Here is a 14,662-nt window from a genome sequence, read left to right on the forward strand (position 1 = left end):
TTGATTGCGTATTGATTCAGGACGCAAGGCCCAGCACGCGTTTTACCGGGCCGAAGCTGCGCCGATGATGCTCCGTTGCGCCATGCTCTATCAGCTTTTCCAGATGGAAAGCGGTGGGATAGCCTTTATGCTGCGCAAAGCCGTATTGAGGAAATTGCCGATCCAGCGTCACCATCTCGGCATCGCGCGTGACTTTAGCCAGAATAGACGCTGCGCTGATTTCCGCCACCCGGCTATCGCCTTTAACAACCGCCAGCGAGGGAACCGGCAGCGACGGGCAGCGGTTGCCGTCAATCAGCACGAACTCCGGCGCAATGTGTAAGCCGGCGACGGCGCGCTGCATGGCCAGCATCGTGGCGTGCAGGATATTCAGCTCGTCAATCTCGTGCGGCTCCGCGCGGCCAAGGCTCCAGGACAGGGCCTTCTCTTTGATTTCATCAAACAGCGCCAGGCGACGCTTTTCGCTTAATTTTTTGGAGTCATTCAGGCCAATAATCGGCCTTGCCGGATCGAGGATCACCGCCGCGGTGACGACCGCGCCAACCAGCGGCCCGCGTCCAACTTCATCAACGCCGGCAACGAGGTGGGTATGCGGATAGACAAACTCAATCATTTTACTAACTCCAGTACCGCGTCCGCCGCCTGTTCATCAGCATTACAGCGAATTTGTTGATGCAGCGCGCGGAAGGTGTCGTGCATTTCATGGCTGGTTTTGCCGTCGGCCAGCAGCGGCCGCAGCGCATCGGCAAGCAGCGGCGGCTGACACTCATCCTGCAGCAGCTCTTTAACCAGCTCGCGCCCGGCCAGCAGATTGGGGAGCGAAACGTAATCGGTTTTCACCAGCCGCTTCGCCAGCCAGAAGGTAAACGGCTTCATGCGGTAGCCGACGACCATCGGACACTTGGCCAGCATGCACTCCAGCGCCGCCGTCCCGGAGGCGAGCAGCGCGGCATCGCTGGCAATCATCGCATCACGCGCCTGACCGTCCAGCAGGTGAACCGGGAGATCCGGAGCCGTTTCGGCTTTAATACGTTCAAACTGCTCACGCCGTTTAGCGTTAACCAGCGGGACCAGCACCTGCAGATCGGGATAGTTTTGACGCAAAATCTGCGCGGTTTTGAGGAAGTCGGCGCTGAGCATTTCAACCTCTGCCCCGCGGCTCCCCGGCAGCAGCGCCAGGCAGTGCGCGTCCCGGGCGATGCCCAGACGCTCGCGCGCGGCGCCTTTATCCGGATCCAGCGGCATCGCATCCGCCATGGTGTGGCCGATAAAACGGCAGGGAACGTTAAATTTGTCGTAAAACGCTTTTTCGAAAGGCAGGAATGCCAGCACCAGATCGGTCGATCTGCCAATTTTGAAAACGCGTTTTTGTCGCCACGCCCAAACGGATGGGCTGACGTAATGAATCGTCCTGATGCCCTGCTTTTTCAGGTTGCCTTCCAGGGTGATATTGAAGTCCGGCGCGTCGATGCCGACAAAAACGTCGGGACGCAGCTCGCCGAAGCGGCGGGTGAGATCGGCGCGAATATGCAGCAGCCGACGCAGGCGACCGAGCACTTCAACAATGCCCATCACCGCCAGCTCTTCCATTTCATACCAGGCTTCGCAGCCCTCTGCCTGCATTAGCGGCCCCGCTACCCCCACAAAGCGCGCATCGGGAATACGAGCTTTGAGCGCGCGGATCAGACCTGCACCAAGAATATCGCCGGAGGTTTCTCCGGCGACCAGGGCAATCGTCAGGGGACGCTGTGTAGCCATTAACGAATCAGGCCGCGGGTTGAGCGGGCAAAGAAGTCGAAAAATGGCTGAACTTCAGGATACTGAACCGCCAGTTCGGCGATTTCCGGCTTGGCTTCGTCCAGCGTTTTGCCGCTGCGGTACAGCAGCTTATACGCGTTACGAATTGCGGTAATCGCTTCGCGGCTGAAGCCGCGGCGTTTCAGCCCTTCGATATTGACGCCAAACGGCGTCGCGTGGTTGCCCTGGGCAATAACGAACGGCGGAACGTCCTGCGCAACGCCGGAGCAGCCGCCAACCATCACGTGGGCACCGATGATGCAGAACTGATGCACCGCGGTCATGCCGCCGATGATAACGTAATCGTCCAGCGAGACGTGTCCGGCAAGGGTCGCGTTATTGGCCAGAATACAGCGGTCGCCGACCGTACAATCATGCGCCACGTGGGCGTTGATCATCAGCAGGTTATCGCTGCCCACCTTCGTTAATCCACCGCCCTGTACTGTGCCGCGATGAATGGTGACGCTTTCGCGGATGCGGTTGCGATCGCCAATTTCCACGCGGGTCGGTTCACCAGCATATTTCAGATCCTGGTTAACTTCGCCGATGGAAGCGAACTGATAGATCTCATTATCGCGGCCAATCGTAGTATGACCGTTAACCACAACATGAGATTTCAGTACGGTGCCTTCACCAATCTTGACGTTAGCACCAACAATACAAAACGGACCAATGTGAGCGTTAGCACCGATAACGGCGCCTTCTTCTACAATGGCTGAAGGATGAATAAAGGCGGTTTTATCAATCACGTATCAGGCCTCCCGGCTACGCGCACACATCATCGTTGCTTCGCACACCACTTTCCCGTCAACCAGCGCAACGCCTTTAAAACGCGTCAGGCCGCGGCGGGTTTTCTCAAAAGTAACTTCCATAATCATCTGGTCGCCTGGCACTACCGGACGTTTGAAACGCGCTTCATCAATCCCGGCAAAGTAGTACAGTTCGCCCGGTTCGAGCTTGCCCACGCTTTTGAATGCCAGAATGCCGGTGGCCTGCGCCATGGCTTCCAGAATCAGTACGCCGGGTAAAATCGGTTTACCAGGGAAATGCCCCTGGAAAAACGGCTCGTTAACAGAAACATTTTTTACTGCGCGCAGAAAACGACCTTCTTCAAAATCCAGCACGCGATCTACCAGCAGGAACGGGTAACGGTGAGGCAGAAGTTCCAGAATCTCTTCAATGTGCAGAGTATGAGTGTCAGTAGTCAAAATACTCTTCCTGTCTAAATATACTAAAAGGCAATAATAACACGGCCTGCGGCAATCTTATGAATGCAACAGGCCGAAAATTTTAACGCGCTCCCCTCCAGGCAGCCGCTTTATCGGCTGCGTGGCAGATATCACGTCTGGCTGGGTGTGCTAATCTTGCTGATTAACCTTGCGTTCAACTGCTTTGAGGCGCTTGCTCATATCATCAATATTCATCACCAGCGCGGCTGTTTTACGCCAAACCTTATTCGGCTGCAGCGGGATACCTGACGAGTAAACGCCGGGTTCGGTGATAGGACGCATAACCATTCCCATCCCGGTGACGGTCACTTTGTCGCAGATCTCCATGTGACCGTTGATCACGCTGGCGCCGCCAATCATACAGTAGCGGCCGATTTTCAGGCTACCCGCCATGATCACGCCGCCAGCAACGGCGGTATTGTCGCCAATCACGACGTTGTGCGCAATCTGGCACTGGTTGTCGATAATGACGCCGTTGCCGATCGAGGTGTCATCCAGCGCCCCGCGGTCGATAGTGGTACAGGCGCCGATCTCCACGCGATCGCCAATAATGACGCGACCCAGCTGCGGGATCTTCACCCAGTTACCGCGATCGTTGGCGTAGCCGAAACCGTCGGCACCAATAACGGTACCGGACTGGATCAGGCAATTGTCACCGATCTCAATCTCGTGATAAACGGTGACGTTGGCCCATAAACGCGAACCTGCGCCAATTTTGGTCTTTTTACCGACGAAGCATCCGGCGCCGATAACCACGTTATCGCCGAGCTCTACGTCGGATTCGATAACGGCGTTAGGGCCGATCGCTACGTTCTTACCCAGCTTCGCCGTGGCATCGATGACCGCGCTGGGCGCGACATTCTGCGCCGGCTGCGGCGTGGTATCAAGTATTTGGGCCATGCGCGCGTAGGTCAGGTAGGGATTACCCACTACCAGCGCGGCGCCGTGGGCAAAAGGTACATCATCCTGCGTCATGACAACGGCAGAAGCCTGACAATCAGCCAGGCGATCACGGTATTTAGGATTTACCATGAACGTAATTTGGCCCGCTTTTGCAGATTGCATGGATGCAACGCCGGTGATGACGATATCGCCATCACCGTGTAATTCTGCATCCAACTGCTGCGCAAGATCAGCCAGTCGAATTGAAGGCATTACTTAGTTAACCTGTTTCAGCACATCAGCGGTGATGTCTTTTACATCGCTGCTGTTGTATGCAACGGCATTAGAATCTACAACCAGATCGATGCTCTGGCTGTTCGCGACGCTTTTCACAGCGGTCTGGATACGGGTAACCAGCTTGCCACGTTCTTCGTTAGAACGACGTGAACGATCCTGCTCAAAAGACTGCGCCTTCTGAGAGAAGGTCTGGCGCTGAGCCATGACGTCTTTTTCCAGCCTGGTACGATCGGCGCCCGGCTTCATGGACTGCAGACGCTGCATTTTAGACTGCAGGTCACCTTCCATACGCTGCAGCTCGCTCGCACGGCCTTTGAACTCGTTTTCCAGCGTATTAGAAACGCCTGTTTTCTGGGCAACCTGTTGGAACAGGCTGTTCATGTTTACCATTGCAATTTTATCTGCCGCCTGTGCGGAAGTTACCATTGCTAAACCCAGACCTGCAGCTAATAACCACTTTTTCACAATTAACTCCTTACCATCCCATGAGTACCCAGGGGTACCGTTATTTGCGTGGCCAGGCGACAACCGAGGTTATCGCCTAAAGTCAGCGCGATACTGCACTTACATTCCTTTGTCGCCCTACAGTTACCAGGTTTTACCAATGTTAAACTGGAACTGCTCGGCCTTGTCTCCCTCGTACTTTTTAAACGGTTGGGCGTAGGAGAATACCAACGGCCCCAACGGCGACATCCACTGTATCGCAATACCTGCGGACATGCGGATGTTGCTCGGATCGCCATAATCCGGATAACCTGCGTAGGCGCTCGAATCCCAGTGCGTATCCCACACGGTACCCATATCCCAGAAGAAGGAAGTACGGACCGAGTTCGCATACTTATCGCTGATAAACGGCGTCGGCGTAATCATCTCCAGGCTGGCGACCGCCATGGCGTTACCGCCCACGGCATCATCTGATTCACATGGCGCAGATGCGGTGCTCTTACAGTCATTAGTGTAGCCGCTGTCATCATCATGACGGCTGCTGGCCGGGAAATAGACCGCTTTCGGACCAATGGTGTTCGACTGGAACCCGCGCACGGTGCTTGAACCACCGGCGTAGAAGTTCTCGTAGAACGGCATCTCTTTACCACCCAGGCCGTCACCGTAGCCAAAGCGGGTACGTCCCAGAACCACCCACTTGTGATCGTCATCGATCGGTACGTAGGTCGCCGTATCCAGCGTGGCTTTGTAATATTCGTTATCTGAACCTGGAATGGTCACTTTACCATTCAGGTTAACGCGCGAACCTTCCGTCGGGAAGAAACCGCGGTCCAGCTTGTTATACGTCCAACCGTAGTTGAAAGTGAAGTCGTTAGCGCTGAAGCCGTTGCTATCGTTCGTCGTACTTGGGTATTGCCCAAGAGAGTTCAGATAGCGCCACATCGCTACCTGCGGCTTCATGTTGGACAAGGAGTTATGAACATACCCCAGTCCCGCTCGCAGGGTGTTGTATTCGTTAACCGGGAAGCCCAGCGTCACGTCCGTACCATAGCTTTTGTTGGTATAGTCGGACAGATCCGCATCGCTTGCGTCAAAGTCGTTATAGAAGATACGACCACCGAGGCTGACGCCATCCACGGTGAAATACGGGTTAGTGACCGACAGTTCAGTATAGGTCTGGTAATCGTTTTTGGTACCGTTAATGCCAACGGAATAGCCGGTACCTAACCAGTTGTCCTGCTGAACGCCCGCCTGGAAGCTCACACCGCTCTCAGTACCGTAGCCGACGCCGAAGTTGAAGCTGCCGGTATTACGCTCTTTGACCTTATAAACCACGTCGACCTGATCCGGACTGCCCGGCACGCGCTGGGTATCGGTATCAACGGTTTCGAAATAGCCTAAACGGTTCAGACGGTCTTTACCCTGGTCAACCAGGTCGCTGCCCAGCCACGCCCCTTCCATCTGGCGCATTTCGCGACGCAGAACGGAATCTTTAGAGGTATCGTTGCCTTCAAAGCGAATTTTACGTACGTAGTAGCGGTTCCCGGCATCGACATTGACGTGGAGCTTCACGGTCTTGTCGGCGTCGTTGATTTCCGGCTGCGACTGAACGCGCGGATAGGCGTAACCGTAGCGACCGAGGAGTTTCTTAATGTCATTCTCCATTTTGGTCACTTTTGCGCCGTTATACAGCTCGCCCGGCTCGACTTTGGTCAACGCTTCGATTTCCGCCGAATGTCCCGCCAGATCGCCCGTCACCTGCACACCCGACAGCTTGTACTGATCGCCTTCGGTAATGTTCACGGTGATATAGATGCCTTTTTTATCCGGCGTCAGGCTCACCTGGGTGGAGTCGATGTTGAAACGCGCGTAGCCGCGATCCAGGTAATAGCTGCGCAGCGTTTCGAGATCCCCTGCCAGCTTCTGCTTCTGGTATTTGCGATCGCCGACCACGTTCCACCACGGCACTTCGTCGCGCAGGCTGGAAGGTTGAAATCAGTTCATCGGTGCTGAATGCATGGTTACCGACAATGTTGATCTGCTGGATTTTCGCCGAGACGCCTTCCTGGAACACCAGCTTCAGGTCGACGCGGTTACGCGGCAGCGGCGTGACGACAGCTTTTACGCTGGCGCTGTACTTACCGACGCTATAGTAGAAATCTTCCAGCCCTTTCTCGATATCAGCGAGCGTTGTGCGGTCGAGGGACTCGCCCACGCGCACGCCGGATGCCTCAAGGTTTTGCTTGAGCATGTCATCCTTCACCGACTTGTTGCCGGAGAAAGTGATGCTGGCAATCGTTGGGCGCTCTTTCACCTGCACCAGCAGGGTATCACCATCGCGCAGGACGCGGACGTCCTCAAAGTTGCCGGTGGCAAACAGAGCGCGAATGGTGTTACTGATATCATCATCGGTCACCGTATCGCCAGGACGCACTGGCATACTGAGGAGGGCCGCACCAACAGCGACACGCTGCAAGCCTTCGAAATGAATGTCCTTCACCACGAACCCTTCAGCACCGTATACGGTTGCGCTGCTAAACAGCAGCGACGCTATGAGCAACTTTTTCATCGCCATCGTTATTATGCGTTCTTCCTAACAAACTCTCTTACAACCGAGAGAAATCATTGAAAAGTGCAAGCCCCATTAACAACACCAGCAGTATTGAGCCAATGCGATAACTAAAGTCTTGAACTCGCTCGGATACCGGCCCGCCTTTTAGCTTTTCAATCGCTAAAAACAGCAGGTGCCCCCCGTCCAGGACGGGAAGCGGGAACAGGTTGATTATTCCGAGGTTCACGCTTATCAGCGCAAGGAACATCAGATAGTAAATCAACCCAAACTCCGCTGACATTCCAGCCCCCTGGGCGATAGAAATCGGCCCGCTGAGGTTGTTCAGTTTGACATCACCGGTTATCAATTTACCCAGCATCCTGACCGTTAGCGACATCAGTTGCCAGGTTTTATCCGTGGCTTCAGCGATGGCGGCAAACGGCCCGTACTGACGAACTGTCTTATATTCATCGGGCAGCGGGATGACCTTAGGCACAACCCCTGCAAATCCCTCAGCCTGACCTTTACTACCGGACTTCGAATCTGGTGTCAGCGTCACTGACAGAGGACTCCCCTGCCGTTCGATGTCCAAAACCAGCGCCTTGCCGGGGTTATCACGCACCAGATTAACAAACGTCATCCACTGCGTTAACGGTTGACCATCGACTTTAACGATCCTGTCGCCCGCTTGCAAACCCGCCTTCTGCGCTGCCGAATTCGATTGTACTTCTGCCAGAGCCGTATCAACCTGCGCGCTCCGGGGCTGAATGCCCAGCGATGTCACCGGATCCTGTTTGTCCGGCTCGAACGCCCAGTGGCGTAAATCGAGGATTTTATCCTGGCGTTGGCTTGTCCCGAAAGGGGCGACCGAAACTATTGTTTGCGGGTCGCCGATCTTCGTTACCAGCGCCATACGCACAGCATCCCAATCAGGCGTTTCGATGCCATCTATCGCTTTAAGTTCCGTTCCTTTTGCAATTTGTGCGTGTGCGGCAATCGAATCGGGTACTATTTCGCCAACAACCGGACGAACGCCAGGGACACCGATGATAAACACCAGCCAGTAGGCAAAGATGGCAAAAATGAAGTTCGCGATCGGTCCGGCGGCGATTATCGCGGCGCGCTGACCGACGGTTTTGTTATTGAAAGCGCAGTGGCGTATCTCAGGCGCCACCGGCTCGACGCGCTCGTCGAGCATCTTGACGTAACCGCCGAGTGGGATAAGGGCGATAACGAATTCCGTTCCCTGCTTGTCAAAGCGCCGCCATAGCGCTTTGCCAAAACCGATGGAGAAGCGTTCTACGCGAACGCCGCAGCGACGAGCCACCCAGAAATGGCCAAACTCATGCACGGTGATCAATACGCCCAGCGCAATGATAAAGGCGGCCAAATTCCAGAGAACGCTTAGCATAAAACCTTCCGTCAAATCGTCCTGAAGACCAACAATAGCAGACACGCGAATACCGGAACCGCCGCCGTCAGGCTATCGATACGATCCAGAATTCCGCCGTGTCCGGGAATCAGATGCCCGCTATCCTTGATGCCGGCCTCTCGCTTAAACATACTTTCCGTCAGGTCGCCGAGCACCGAAGCCAGCGCCGCAACAATAGAGCAAGTGAGCAGTACAGCCGGCGTAACTTCGAGATTCGCCCACAGGCCGTATGCCCAGGAAATAACCGCGGCGGTAACCAGCCCGCCAAAAAAACCCTGCCAGGTTTTGCCCGGTGAAACCTTCGGCGCCAGCTTGTGCTTACCGAACATTTTGCCAAACATGTAGGCGCCGGAGTCCGCGCCCCAAACCAGAATCATCACATACAGTAGCCACAGCGCGCCGCTGTAATGGTTATCCGCGTAGTGCCATGCGCGCAGCGTCAGCATGCCCCAGAAAAAAGGAACAATGGTCAGGATGCCAAAAACCAGGCGCAGGGTTTTAGAGTTCCGCCAAAAGGCGGCGGAAGCCGGGTAGGAAAGTACCAGCAGCAGGGCCGCAACCCACCAGCCCAGCGATGCCCACAGCGCCCCTTCAACCACCGGTTGATGGACGTCATAGTGATATTCAGGCATAAGGAAAAGCATCAGCGCCAACAGCAGGCCGCAGAGCAGCGCCAGCCAGACGCGTTGGGTCGTTGAGGTGAAGCCGCTCAGCTGCCCCCACTCCCACGCGGCGAGCATACAAACGACCAGCGTGACGATGGCGAAACCCGCAGGCGGCAACAGGAACAGCGCCGCAATCACCACGGGGATCAAAACAAAAGCCGATATCAGGCGATACTTCAGCAAAAGCGACCCCCATCAGGCATTGCTGCCACCCGGCTCAGTGCCGCCGAAACGACGCTCACGATTAACAAAGGCATGGAGTGCACCTTCAAAGTCCTGTTCAGCAAAATCGGGCCAAAGAACATCGGTAAAGTAAAGTTCGGCATAGGCAATTTGCCAAATCAAAAAATTACTGATGCGATGCTCTCCCCCGGTCCTAATAACTAAATCTACAGGTGCCAGTTCATGCATACAGACCTGCTGACTCAGCATGTCTTCCGTGATCTGTTCGGGCTGAAGTAACCCGTTTTTTACCTGTTCGGCCAGATTGCGGACGCCCTGAACGATATCCCAGCGTCCACCGTAGTTCGCCGCAATATTCAGCGTTAAGCCAGTGTTGTTCTCAGTAAGCGCTTCCGCTTTGCGGATCCGCTCCTGCAGGCGAGCGTTAAAACGCGTGGTTTCGCCGATGATACGCAGACGAACGTTATGCCGGTGCAGGCTTTTGACTTCGCTATCCAGCGCCCAGACGAACAGCTCCATCAGCGCGCTGACTTCCTGCGCCGGACGGTTCCAGTTCTCACTGCTGAATGCGTATAGCGTCAACGCTTCAATACCATTGTTCGCCGCGAAGGAAACTGCGCGACGGACTGACTTCGCTCCGGCTTTATGGCCGAATGCGCGAATTTTCCCTTGCTGTTTCGCCCAGCGTCCGTTGCCATCCATAATGATGGCGACATGACGGCAGCCATGTACAGGTGATATTTCGCTGACAGTTTGATTAGCAGACAACATAACGCGTTTTAAGTCCATAATAAGGATTAGCCACGCCGCTAAACGCAAGCAACCGGTCAGCGCTATATACGCATTTTTATCCAGTGCCGAGGCCGCGGCTAATCGCAGAGAACAACCAAAAGCTTTACGCAAAAAAGCCGTGTCATGCCACGGCCACCGCAATCTTAGACAACGATCGGGTGGCGCAGACTATATCACTGAAGCCCAGCGCCCACAAATATCACAACGTATTGCGTCGGTCAGCCCCGCGCCGCCAGATGTTTCAGCTGCTGGCGAGCAGCCGCTCTCGCCCGGGCATCGACAATCAGAACTTCTTCAATACTTTGCGGCTCATCCAGCGCCAGCCGATCCAGCACCGCCAGGTTAACCGCCGCAATATCGGTGAAGCGAATCTCCGTAGCGAGGAACGCGGCTACCGAAATTTCATTGGCGGCATTCAGCGCCGTCGTCGCCGCCTGGCCGACATCAAACGCTTCCATCGCCAGCTTCAGGCACGGATAACGTTCATAATCCGGCGCGGCAAAGCTCAGATTGCTCAGACGGCAGAAATCCAGCGCTTCAGCCCCGGAGTTCAGACGCTGCGGCCATCCCATGGTGTGGGCGATCGGCGTACGCATATCCGGCTCACCGAGCTGCGCGAGAACGCTGCCATCACGATAGCGCACCATTGAATGGATAACGGATTGCGGGTGGATCAGCACTTCCATCTGCCGGGCCGAAGCGTTGAACAGCCAGCGGGCTTCGATATACTCCAGCCCCTTATTCATCATCGTGGCAGAATCGACGGAAATTTTACGTCCCATTGCCCAGTTAGGGTGGCGGCAGGCCTGATCCGGCGTCATTGCCGCCAGCTCAGAGAGTGCTGTTTCCCGGAAAGGACCACCAGAACCGGTAAGCAGAATCGACGAGACGCCGTTCTGCGTTAAGTCAGCGTATCCCAGATTGTGTTGAATTGTTTCCGGCATACTCTGAAAAATAGCGTTATGTTCGCTATCGACGGGTAACAAGCGCGCGCCGGACTGCTGCACTGCGTCCATAAACAGACGACCGCAGGTCACCAGCGCCTCTTTGTTGGCTAGCAACACCGTTTTGCCGGCGCGAATGGCCGCGAGCGTCGGAACCAGGCCTGCGGCGCCGACAATCGCCGCCATCACCTGGTCAACGTCATCCAGTGCGGCAATTTCCGCCGCGGCGTGCTGGCCGCTCAGGACTTCGGTACGGCTGGCGCGTTCGCGCAGCGCGATACGCAAAGATTCGGCGCTTTTCGCATCATCCATGACCGCGTAGCGGGGGGCGAATTCCAGACATTGTTCAACCATGCGGTCGACATTTTTCCCCGCGACCAGCGCGGCGACGGAAAAGCGATCGGGGTTATGGCGCACGACATCCAGCGTGCTGCAGCCAATTGAACCGGTCGAACCGAGAACGGTTAAGAGCTTCATGAGGCGTCCAGAAGAAGTAAGACAGGATAAAAGAAAAACGCCGCCAGCAGACCTTTGCACATCAACAATCAGGAGGCAATCAGGCGGTATATAGCCTTCAACAAGAGAGCTAAAGGCTACAGGGCCGACCTTTCGACGCACTCCCTGGAGCTGAACGTTCGGTCTTCTGTACGGCGTTTCAGACTGTACGCCCGTCCCGTTTATCAAACGGCAATGAGGACGGGCATAACGGCAGGAAATCAGAACTGCATCAGTTCCGCTTCTTTATCTGCCAGCGCCGCATCCACTTTCTTAATCGCGGCATCAGTCATTTTCTGCACGTCGTCCTGAGAACGGCGATCGTCATCTTCGCTGATCTCTTTGTCTTTCAGCAGCGCTTTCACTTTATCGTTAGCATCGCGACGAACGTTACGTACCGACACGCGGGCCTGTTCGGCTTCGGCGCGTACGATCTTAGTCAGATCTTTACGACGCTCTTCGGTCAGCGGAGGCAGCGGAACGCGGATATCGCTGCCCGCAGAGCTTGGGTTCAGACCGAGGTCGGAAGCCATGATCGCTTTTTCAACGGCCGCGCTCAGGGAGCGGTCGAATACGTTGATTTTCAGCGTACGGGAGTCTTCTACCGTTACGCTTGCCAGCTGACGCAGCGGAGTAGGCGTGCCGTAATATGGTACGACGATGCCGTCCAGCAGGCTGGGGGAAGCGCGACCCGTGCGGATTTTGCTGATTTGGTTTTTGAACGCTTCAACGCATTTTTCCATGCGCACTTCAGCATCTTTTCTGATGTCGTTAATCACGTTACTAATCCTTGGAAACTTGTCTCAGGCAGACTAAACGCCGCACAGCTGCTATCAGGTGAGCTAAGTATAGTCTCGTTTAATTCATGACGACGCCCCGGGCGCGTCTGACTAAAAACCGCTACTAACTAAGGTAGAGCGGAATCTTACCTTCATTTCTACACAAAATCATTCACGTTGTATCAAGGCGGACAGCGGAGCGACAAATCCGTCAGCAACGAATCTGCACGGCCGAAGGCTGCCTTAGGTGAGGAACCGAAATATCCCTTACTCATTCCCGGCGGCTTACTGAAGCCAGCGACCGGGGTTCAAAAGCAGCCAACGCAGAGACAGCCTGAACGATGAAACGTATTACGGAAATTATTCCGTAATTAACGTCCCTTCTTTTTCGCCCATCACCACGCGGCGCAGCGCGCCGGGTTTGTTCATATTGAACACGCGAATCGGTAATTTATGGTCACGCGCCAGGGTAAAGGCCGCCAGATCCATAACCTTCAGCTCTTTATCGAGCACTTCGCTGTAGCTCAGCTGATCGTACATGGTCGCAGACGGATCTTTAGCCGGGTCGGCGGTAAATACGCCGTCGACTTTGGTCGCTTTCAGCACCACGTCGGCTTCAATTTCAATACCGCGCAGGCAGGCTGCGGAGTCGGTGGTGAAGAACGGGTTGCCGGTACCCGCGGAAAGGATCACCACGCGGTTAGCCCGCAGCAGGCTGATCGCCTCTGCCCAGCTGTAGTTATCGCAAACGCCGTTCAGCGGAATCGCTGACATCAAGCGAGCGTTCACATAGGCGCGATGGAGAGAGTCACGCATTGCCAGGCCGTTCATAACCGTTGCCAGCATGCCCATGTGGTCGCCCACAACGCGGTTCATACCCGCTTTCGCCAGACCAGCACCACGGAACAGGTTACCGCCACCAATCACTACGCCAACCTGAATACCCAGTTCAACCAGTTCTTTGATCTCCTGAGCCATACGGTCAAGTATGCTTGCATCAATACCGAAACCTTCCGATCCCTGCAGAGCTTCGCCACTTAACTTAAGCAGAATACGTTTGTAGACGGGTTTTGCATTGGTAGCCATGTTTCTTTCCTGAGACTGTCAACGAGTGAGATGAATTAATTCTGGCGACATTGTATGTCGCTTTTCAGCGCAGCCACTATAAGCGGTTGGCTGAATTTACAAAATGGGCGCAAAAAGAAGCCGCCCTCAGGCGGCTCCTTTTAAAAAATTAAGACTGCTTGGACATCGCAGCAACTTCTGCTGCAAAGTCAGTCTCAACTTTTTCGATGCCTTCGCCCACTTCAAAGCGGATGAAGCCAGTCACGTCTGCATTGTGCTCTTTCAGCAGTTGAGCAACAGATTTGCTTGGGTCCATAACGAAAGGCTGGCCGGTCAGAGAAACTTCGCCGGTGAATTTCTTCATGCGGCCTTCAACCATTTTCTCTGCGATCTCTTTCGGCTTACCGGACTGCATCGCGATGTCCAGCTGAACCTGGTACTCTTTCTCTACCACTTCAGCAGAAACGTCTTCCGGCTTAACGAATTCCGGCTTGCTTGCAGCGATGTGCATAGCCAGTCTGTTTAACCAGCTCCTGGTCTGCGCCTTTAGCGGCAACCAGAACGCCGATACGCGCGCCGTGCTGGTATGAACCCAGAACTTCGCCTTCCAGGGCAGAAACGCGACGGATGTTGATGTTCTCACCGATTTTAGCAACCAGCGCAACGCGCTCTTCTTCGAACTGCGCTTTCAGAACTTCAACGTCGGTGATTTTACCGGCAACGGCTGCATCCAGAACTTTGTTAGCAAATGCCTGGAAACCGCCGTCTTTCGCTACGAAGTCAGTCTGGCAGTTAACTTCCAGGATGATGCCGTAGGTGCCGTCGATTTTGGTGATGATCACGCCGTCAGCAGCAACGTTGCCTGCTTTTTTCGCCGCTTTGATCGCGCCGGATTTACGCATGTTTTCGATTGCCAGCTCGATGTCGCCGTTCGCTTCAGTCAGCGCTTTTTTGCAATCCATCATGCCTGCGCCAGTACGTTCGCGCAGCTCTTTTACCAGGGATGCGGTAATTTCAGCCATTCTTTAATCCTCGGGAGAGATATGACCTGCCCGGTTCCAGGAACCAGGCAGGTTTAAAAGTGAAAAAGGGGCCAAATATAGGCCC

Annotated in this window: 12 protein-coding genes and 2 pseudogenes; all 14 read right to left on the reverse strand. The window is 55.0% G+C overall.

The genetic code is table 11. From position 1 onward, the window contains the following. Positions 1 to 16: 16 nt before the first annotated feature. The 14 genes and pseudogenes from rnhB to tsf all read right to left on the reverse strand — a co-directional run bounded on the left by rnhB (position 17) and on the right by tsf (position 14,577). Entirely contained in the window at positions 17 to 613 is a 597-nt protein-coding gene (gene rnhB / locus ABOC21_RS20000) for a ribonuclease HII (RefSeq protein ID WP_426813017.1), read from the reverse strand. After that, the gene (lpxB, locus tag ABOC21_RS20005) at positions 610 to 1,758 is read right to left on the reverse strand and encodes a lipid-A-disaccharide synthase (protein ID WP_426813018.1); all 1,149 of its coding nucleotides are present in this window, start codon (positions 1,756 to 1,758) and stop codon (positions 610 to 612) included. Before lpxB ends, rnhB begins: the two co-directional genes overlap by 4 nt. Then, on the reverse strand, positions 1,758 to 2,546 hold the full coding sequence (gene lpxA / locus ABOC21_RS20010) for an acyl-ACP--UDP-N-acetylglucosamine O-acyltransferase (protein ID WP_426813019.1): 789 nt from the start codon (positions 2,544 to 2,546) through the stop codon (positions 1,758 to 1,760). The genes lpxB and lpxA overlap by 1 nt, the downstream gene beginning before the upstream one ends. A 3-nt stretch (positions 2,547 to 2,549) precedes the next feature. Beyond that, positions 2,550 to 3,005, reverse strand: coding sequence for a 3-hydroxyacyl-ACP dehydratase FabZ (fabZ, locus tag ABOC21_RS20015; RefSeq protein WP_004145858.1), 456 nt, complete (start codon positions 3,003 to 3,005; stop codon positions 2,550 to 2,552). Positions 3,006 to 3,155: 150 nt separating this feature from the next. Further along, positions 3,156 to 4,181, reverse strand: a complete 1,026-nt coding sequence (lpxD, locus tag ABOC21_RS20020) for a UDP-3-O-(3-hydroxymyristoyl)glucosamine N-acyltransferase (protein ID WP_426813020.1) — start codon at positions 4,179 to 4,181, stop codon at positions 3,156 to 3,158. Between the two features lie 3 nt (positions 4,182 to 4,184). Further along, positions 4,185 to 4,670, reverse strand: coding sequence for a molecular chaperone Skp (gene skp / locus ABOC21_RS20025; protein WP_426813021.1), 486 nt, complete (start codon positions 4,668 to 4,670; stop codon positions 4,185 to 4,187). Between the two features lie 123 nt (positions 4,671 to 4,793). Then, a pseudogene (gene bamA / locus ABOC21_RS20030) lies at positions 4,794 to 7,224 on the reverse strand (outer membrane protein assembly factor BamA). A gap of 31 nt (positions 7,225 to 7,255) precedes the next feature. Next, positions 7,256 to 8,611: a sigma E protease regulator RseP gene (gene rseP, locus ABOC21_RS20035; protein ID WP_426815545.1), complete on the reverse strand. Its 1,356-nt coding sequence runs from the start codon at positions 8,609 to 8,611 to the stop codon at positions 7,256 to 7,258. An 11-nt stretch (positions 8,612 to 8,622) separates the two neighbouring features. Next, positions 8,623 to 9,480 (reverse strand): phosphatidate cytidylyltransferase, encoded by an 858-nt coding sequence (cdsA, locus tag ABOC21_RS20040; protein ID WP_426813022.1) that lies wholly within the window; start codon positions 9,478 to 9,480, stop codon positions 8,623 to 8,625. Between the two features lie 12 nt (positions 9,481 to 9,492). Beyond that, on the reverse strand, positions 9,493 to 10,251 hold the full coding sequence (ispU, locus tag ABOC21_RS20045) for a (2E,6E)-farnesyl-diphosphate-specific ditrans,polycis-undecaprenyl-diphosphate synthase (RefSeq protein ID WP_095104095.1): 759 nt from the start codon (positions 10,249 to 10,251) through the stop codon (positions 9,493 to 9,495). 239 nt (positions 10,252 to 10,490) lie between these two features. Beyond that, positions 10,491 to 11,693, reverse strand: coding sequence for a 1-deoxy-D-xylulose-5-phosphate reductoisomerase (gene ispC / locus ABOC21_RS20050; protein ID WP_426813023.1), 1,203 nt, complete (start codon positions 11,691 to 11,693; stop codon positions 10,491 to 10,493). A 239-nt stretch (positions 11,694 to 11,932) separates the two neighbouring features. Next, on the reverse strand, positions 11,933 to 12,490 hold the full coding sequence (gene frr / locus ABOC21_RS20055; protein ID WP_426813024.1) for a ribosome recycling factor: 558 nt from the start codon (positions 12,488 to 12,490) through the stop codon (positions 11,933 to 11,935). A gap of 360 nt (positions 12,491 to 12,850) precedes the next feature. After that, complete coding sequence (gene pyrH / locus ABOC21_RS20060; protein ID WP_426813025.1) at positions 12,851 to 13,576, reverse strand: UMP kinase; 726 nt, start codon at positions 13,574 to 13,576, stop codon at positions 12,851 to 12,853. Positions 13,577 to 13,724: 148 nt separating this feature from the next. After that, positions 13,725 to 14,577, reverse strand: a pseudogene (gene tsf, locus ABOC21_RS20065) (translation elongation factor Ts). Positions 14,578 to 14,662 lie beyond the last annotated feature (85 nt).

Source organism: Klebsiella sp. WOUb02, assembly GCF_050058015.1.
GTDB lineage: Bacteria > Pseudomonadota > Gammaproteobacteria > Enterobacterales > Enterobacteriaceae > Klebsiella.

What these genes read in the sequence shown, in the direction of transcription:
- pyrH (WP_426813025.1), bottom strand. Translation starts at nt 13,576, where the DNA reads ATGGCTACCAATGCAAAACCCGTCTACAAACGTATTCTGCTTAAGTTA.
- lpxB (WP_426813018.1), bottom strand. Translation starts at nt 1,758, where the DNA reads ATGGCTACACAGCGTCCCCTGACGATTGCCCTGGTCGCCGGAGAAACC.
- rseP (WP_426815545.1), bottom strand. Translation starts at nt 8,611, where the DNA reads ATGCTAAGCGTTCTCTGGAATTTGGCCGCCTTTATCATTGCGCTGGGC.
- ispU (WP_095104095.1), bottom strand. Translation starts at nt 10,251, where the DNA reads ATGTTGTCTGCTAATCAAACTGTCAGCGAAATATCACCTGTACATGGC.
- rnhB (WP_426813017.1), bottom strand. Translation starts at nt 613, where the DNA reads ATGATTGAGTTTGTCTATCCGCATACCCACCTCGTTGCCGGCGTTGAT.
- ispC (WP_426813023.1), bottom strand. Translation starts at nt 11,693, where the DNA reads ATGAAGCTCTTAACCGTTCTCGGTTCGACCGGTTCAATTGGCTGCAGC.
- lpxD (WP_426813020.1), bottom strand. Translation starts at nt 4,181, where the DNA reads ATGCCTTCAATTCGACTGGCTGATCTTGCGCAGCAGTTGGATGCAGAA.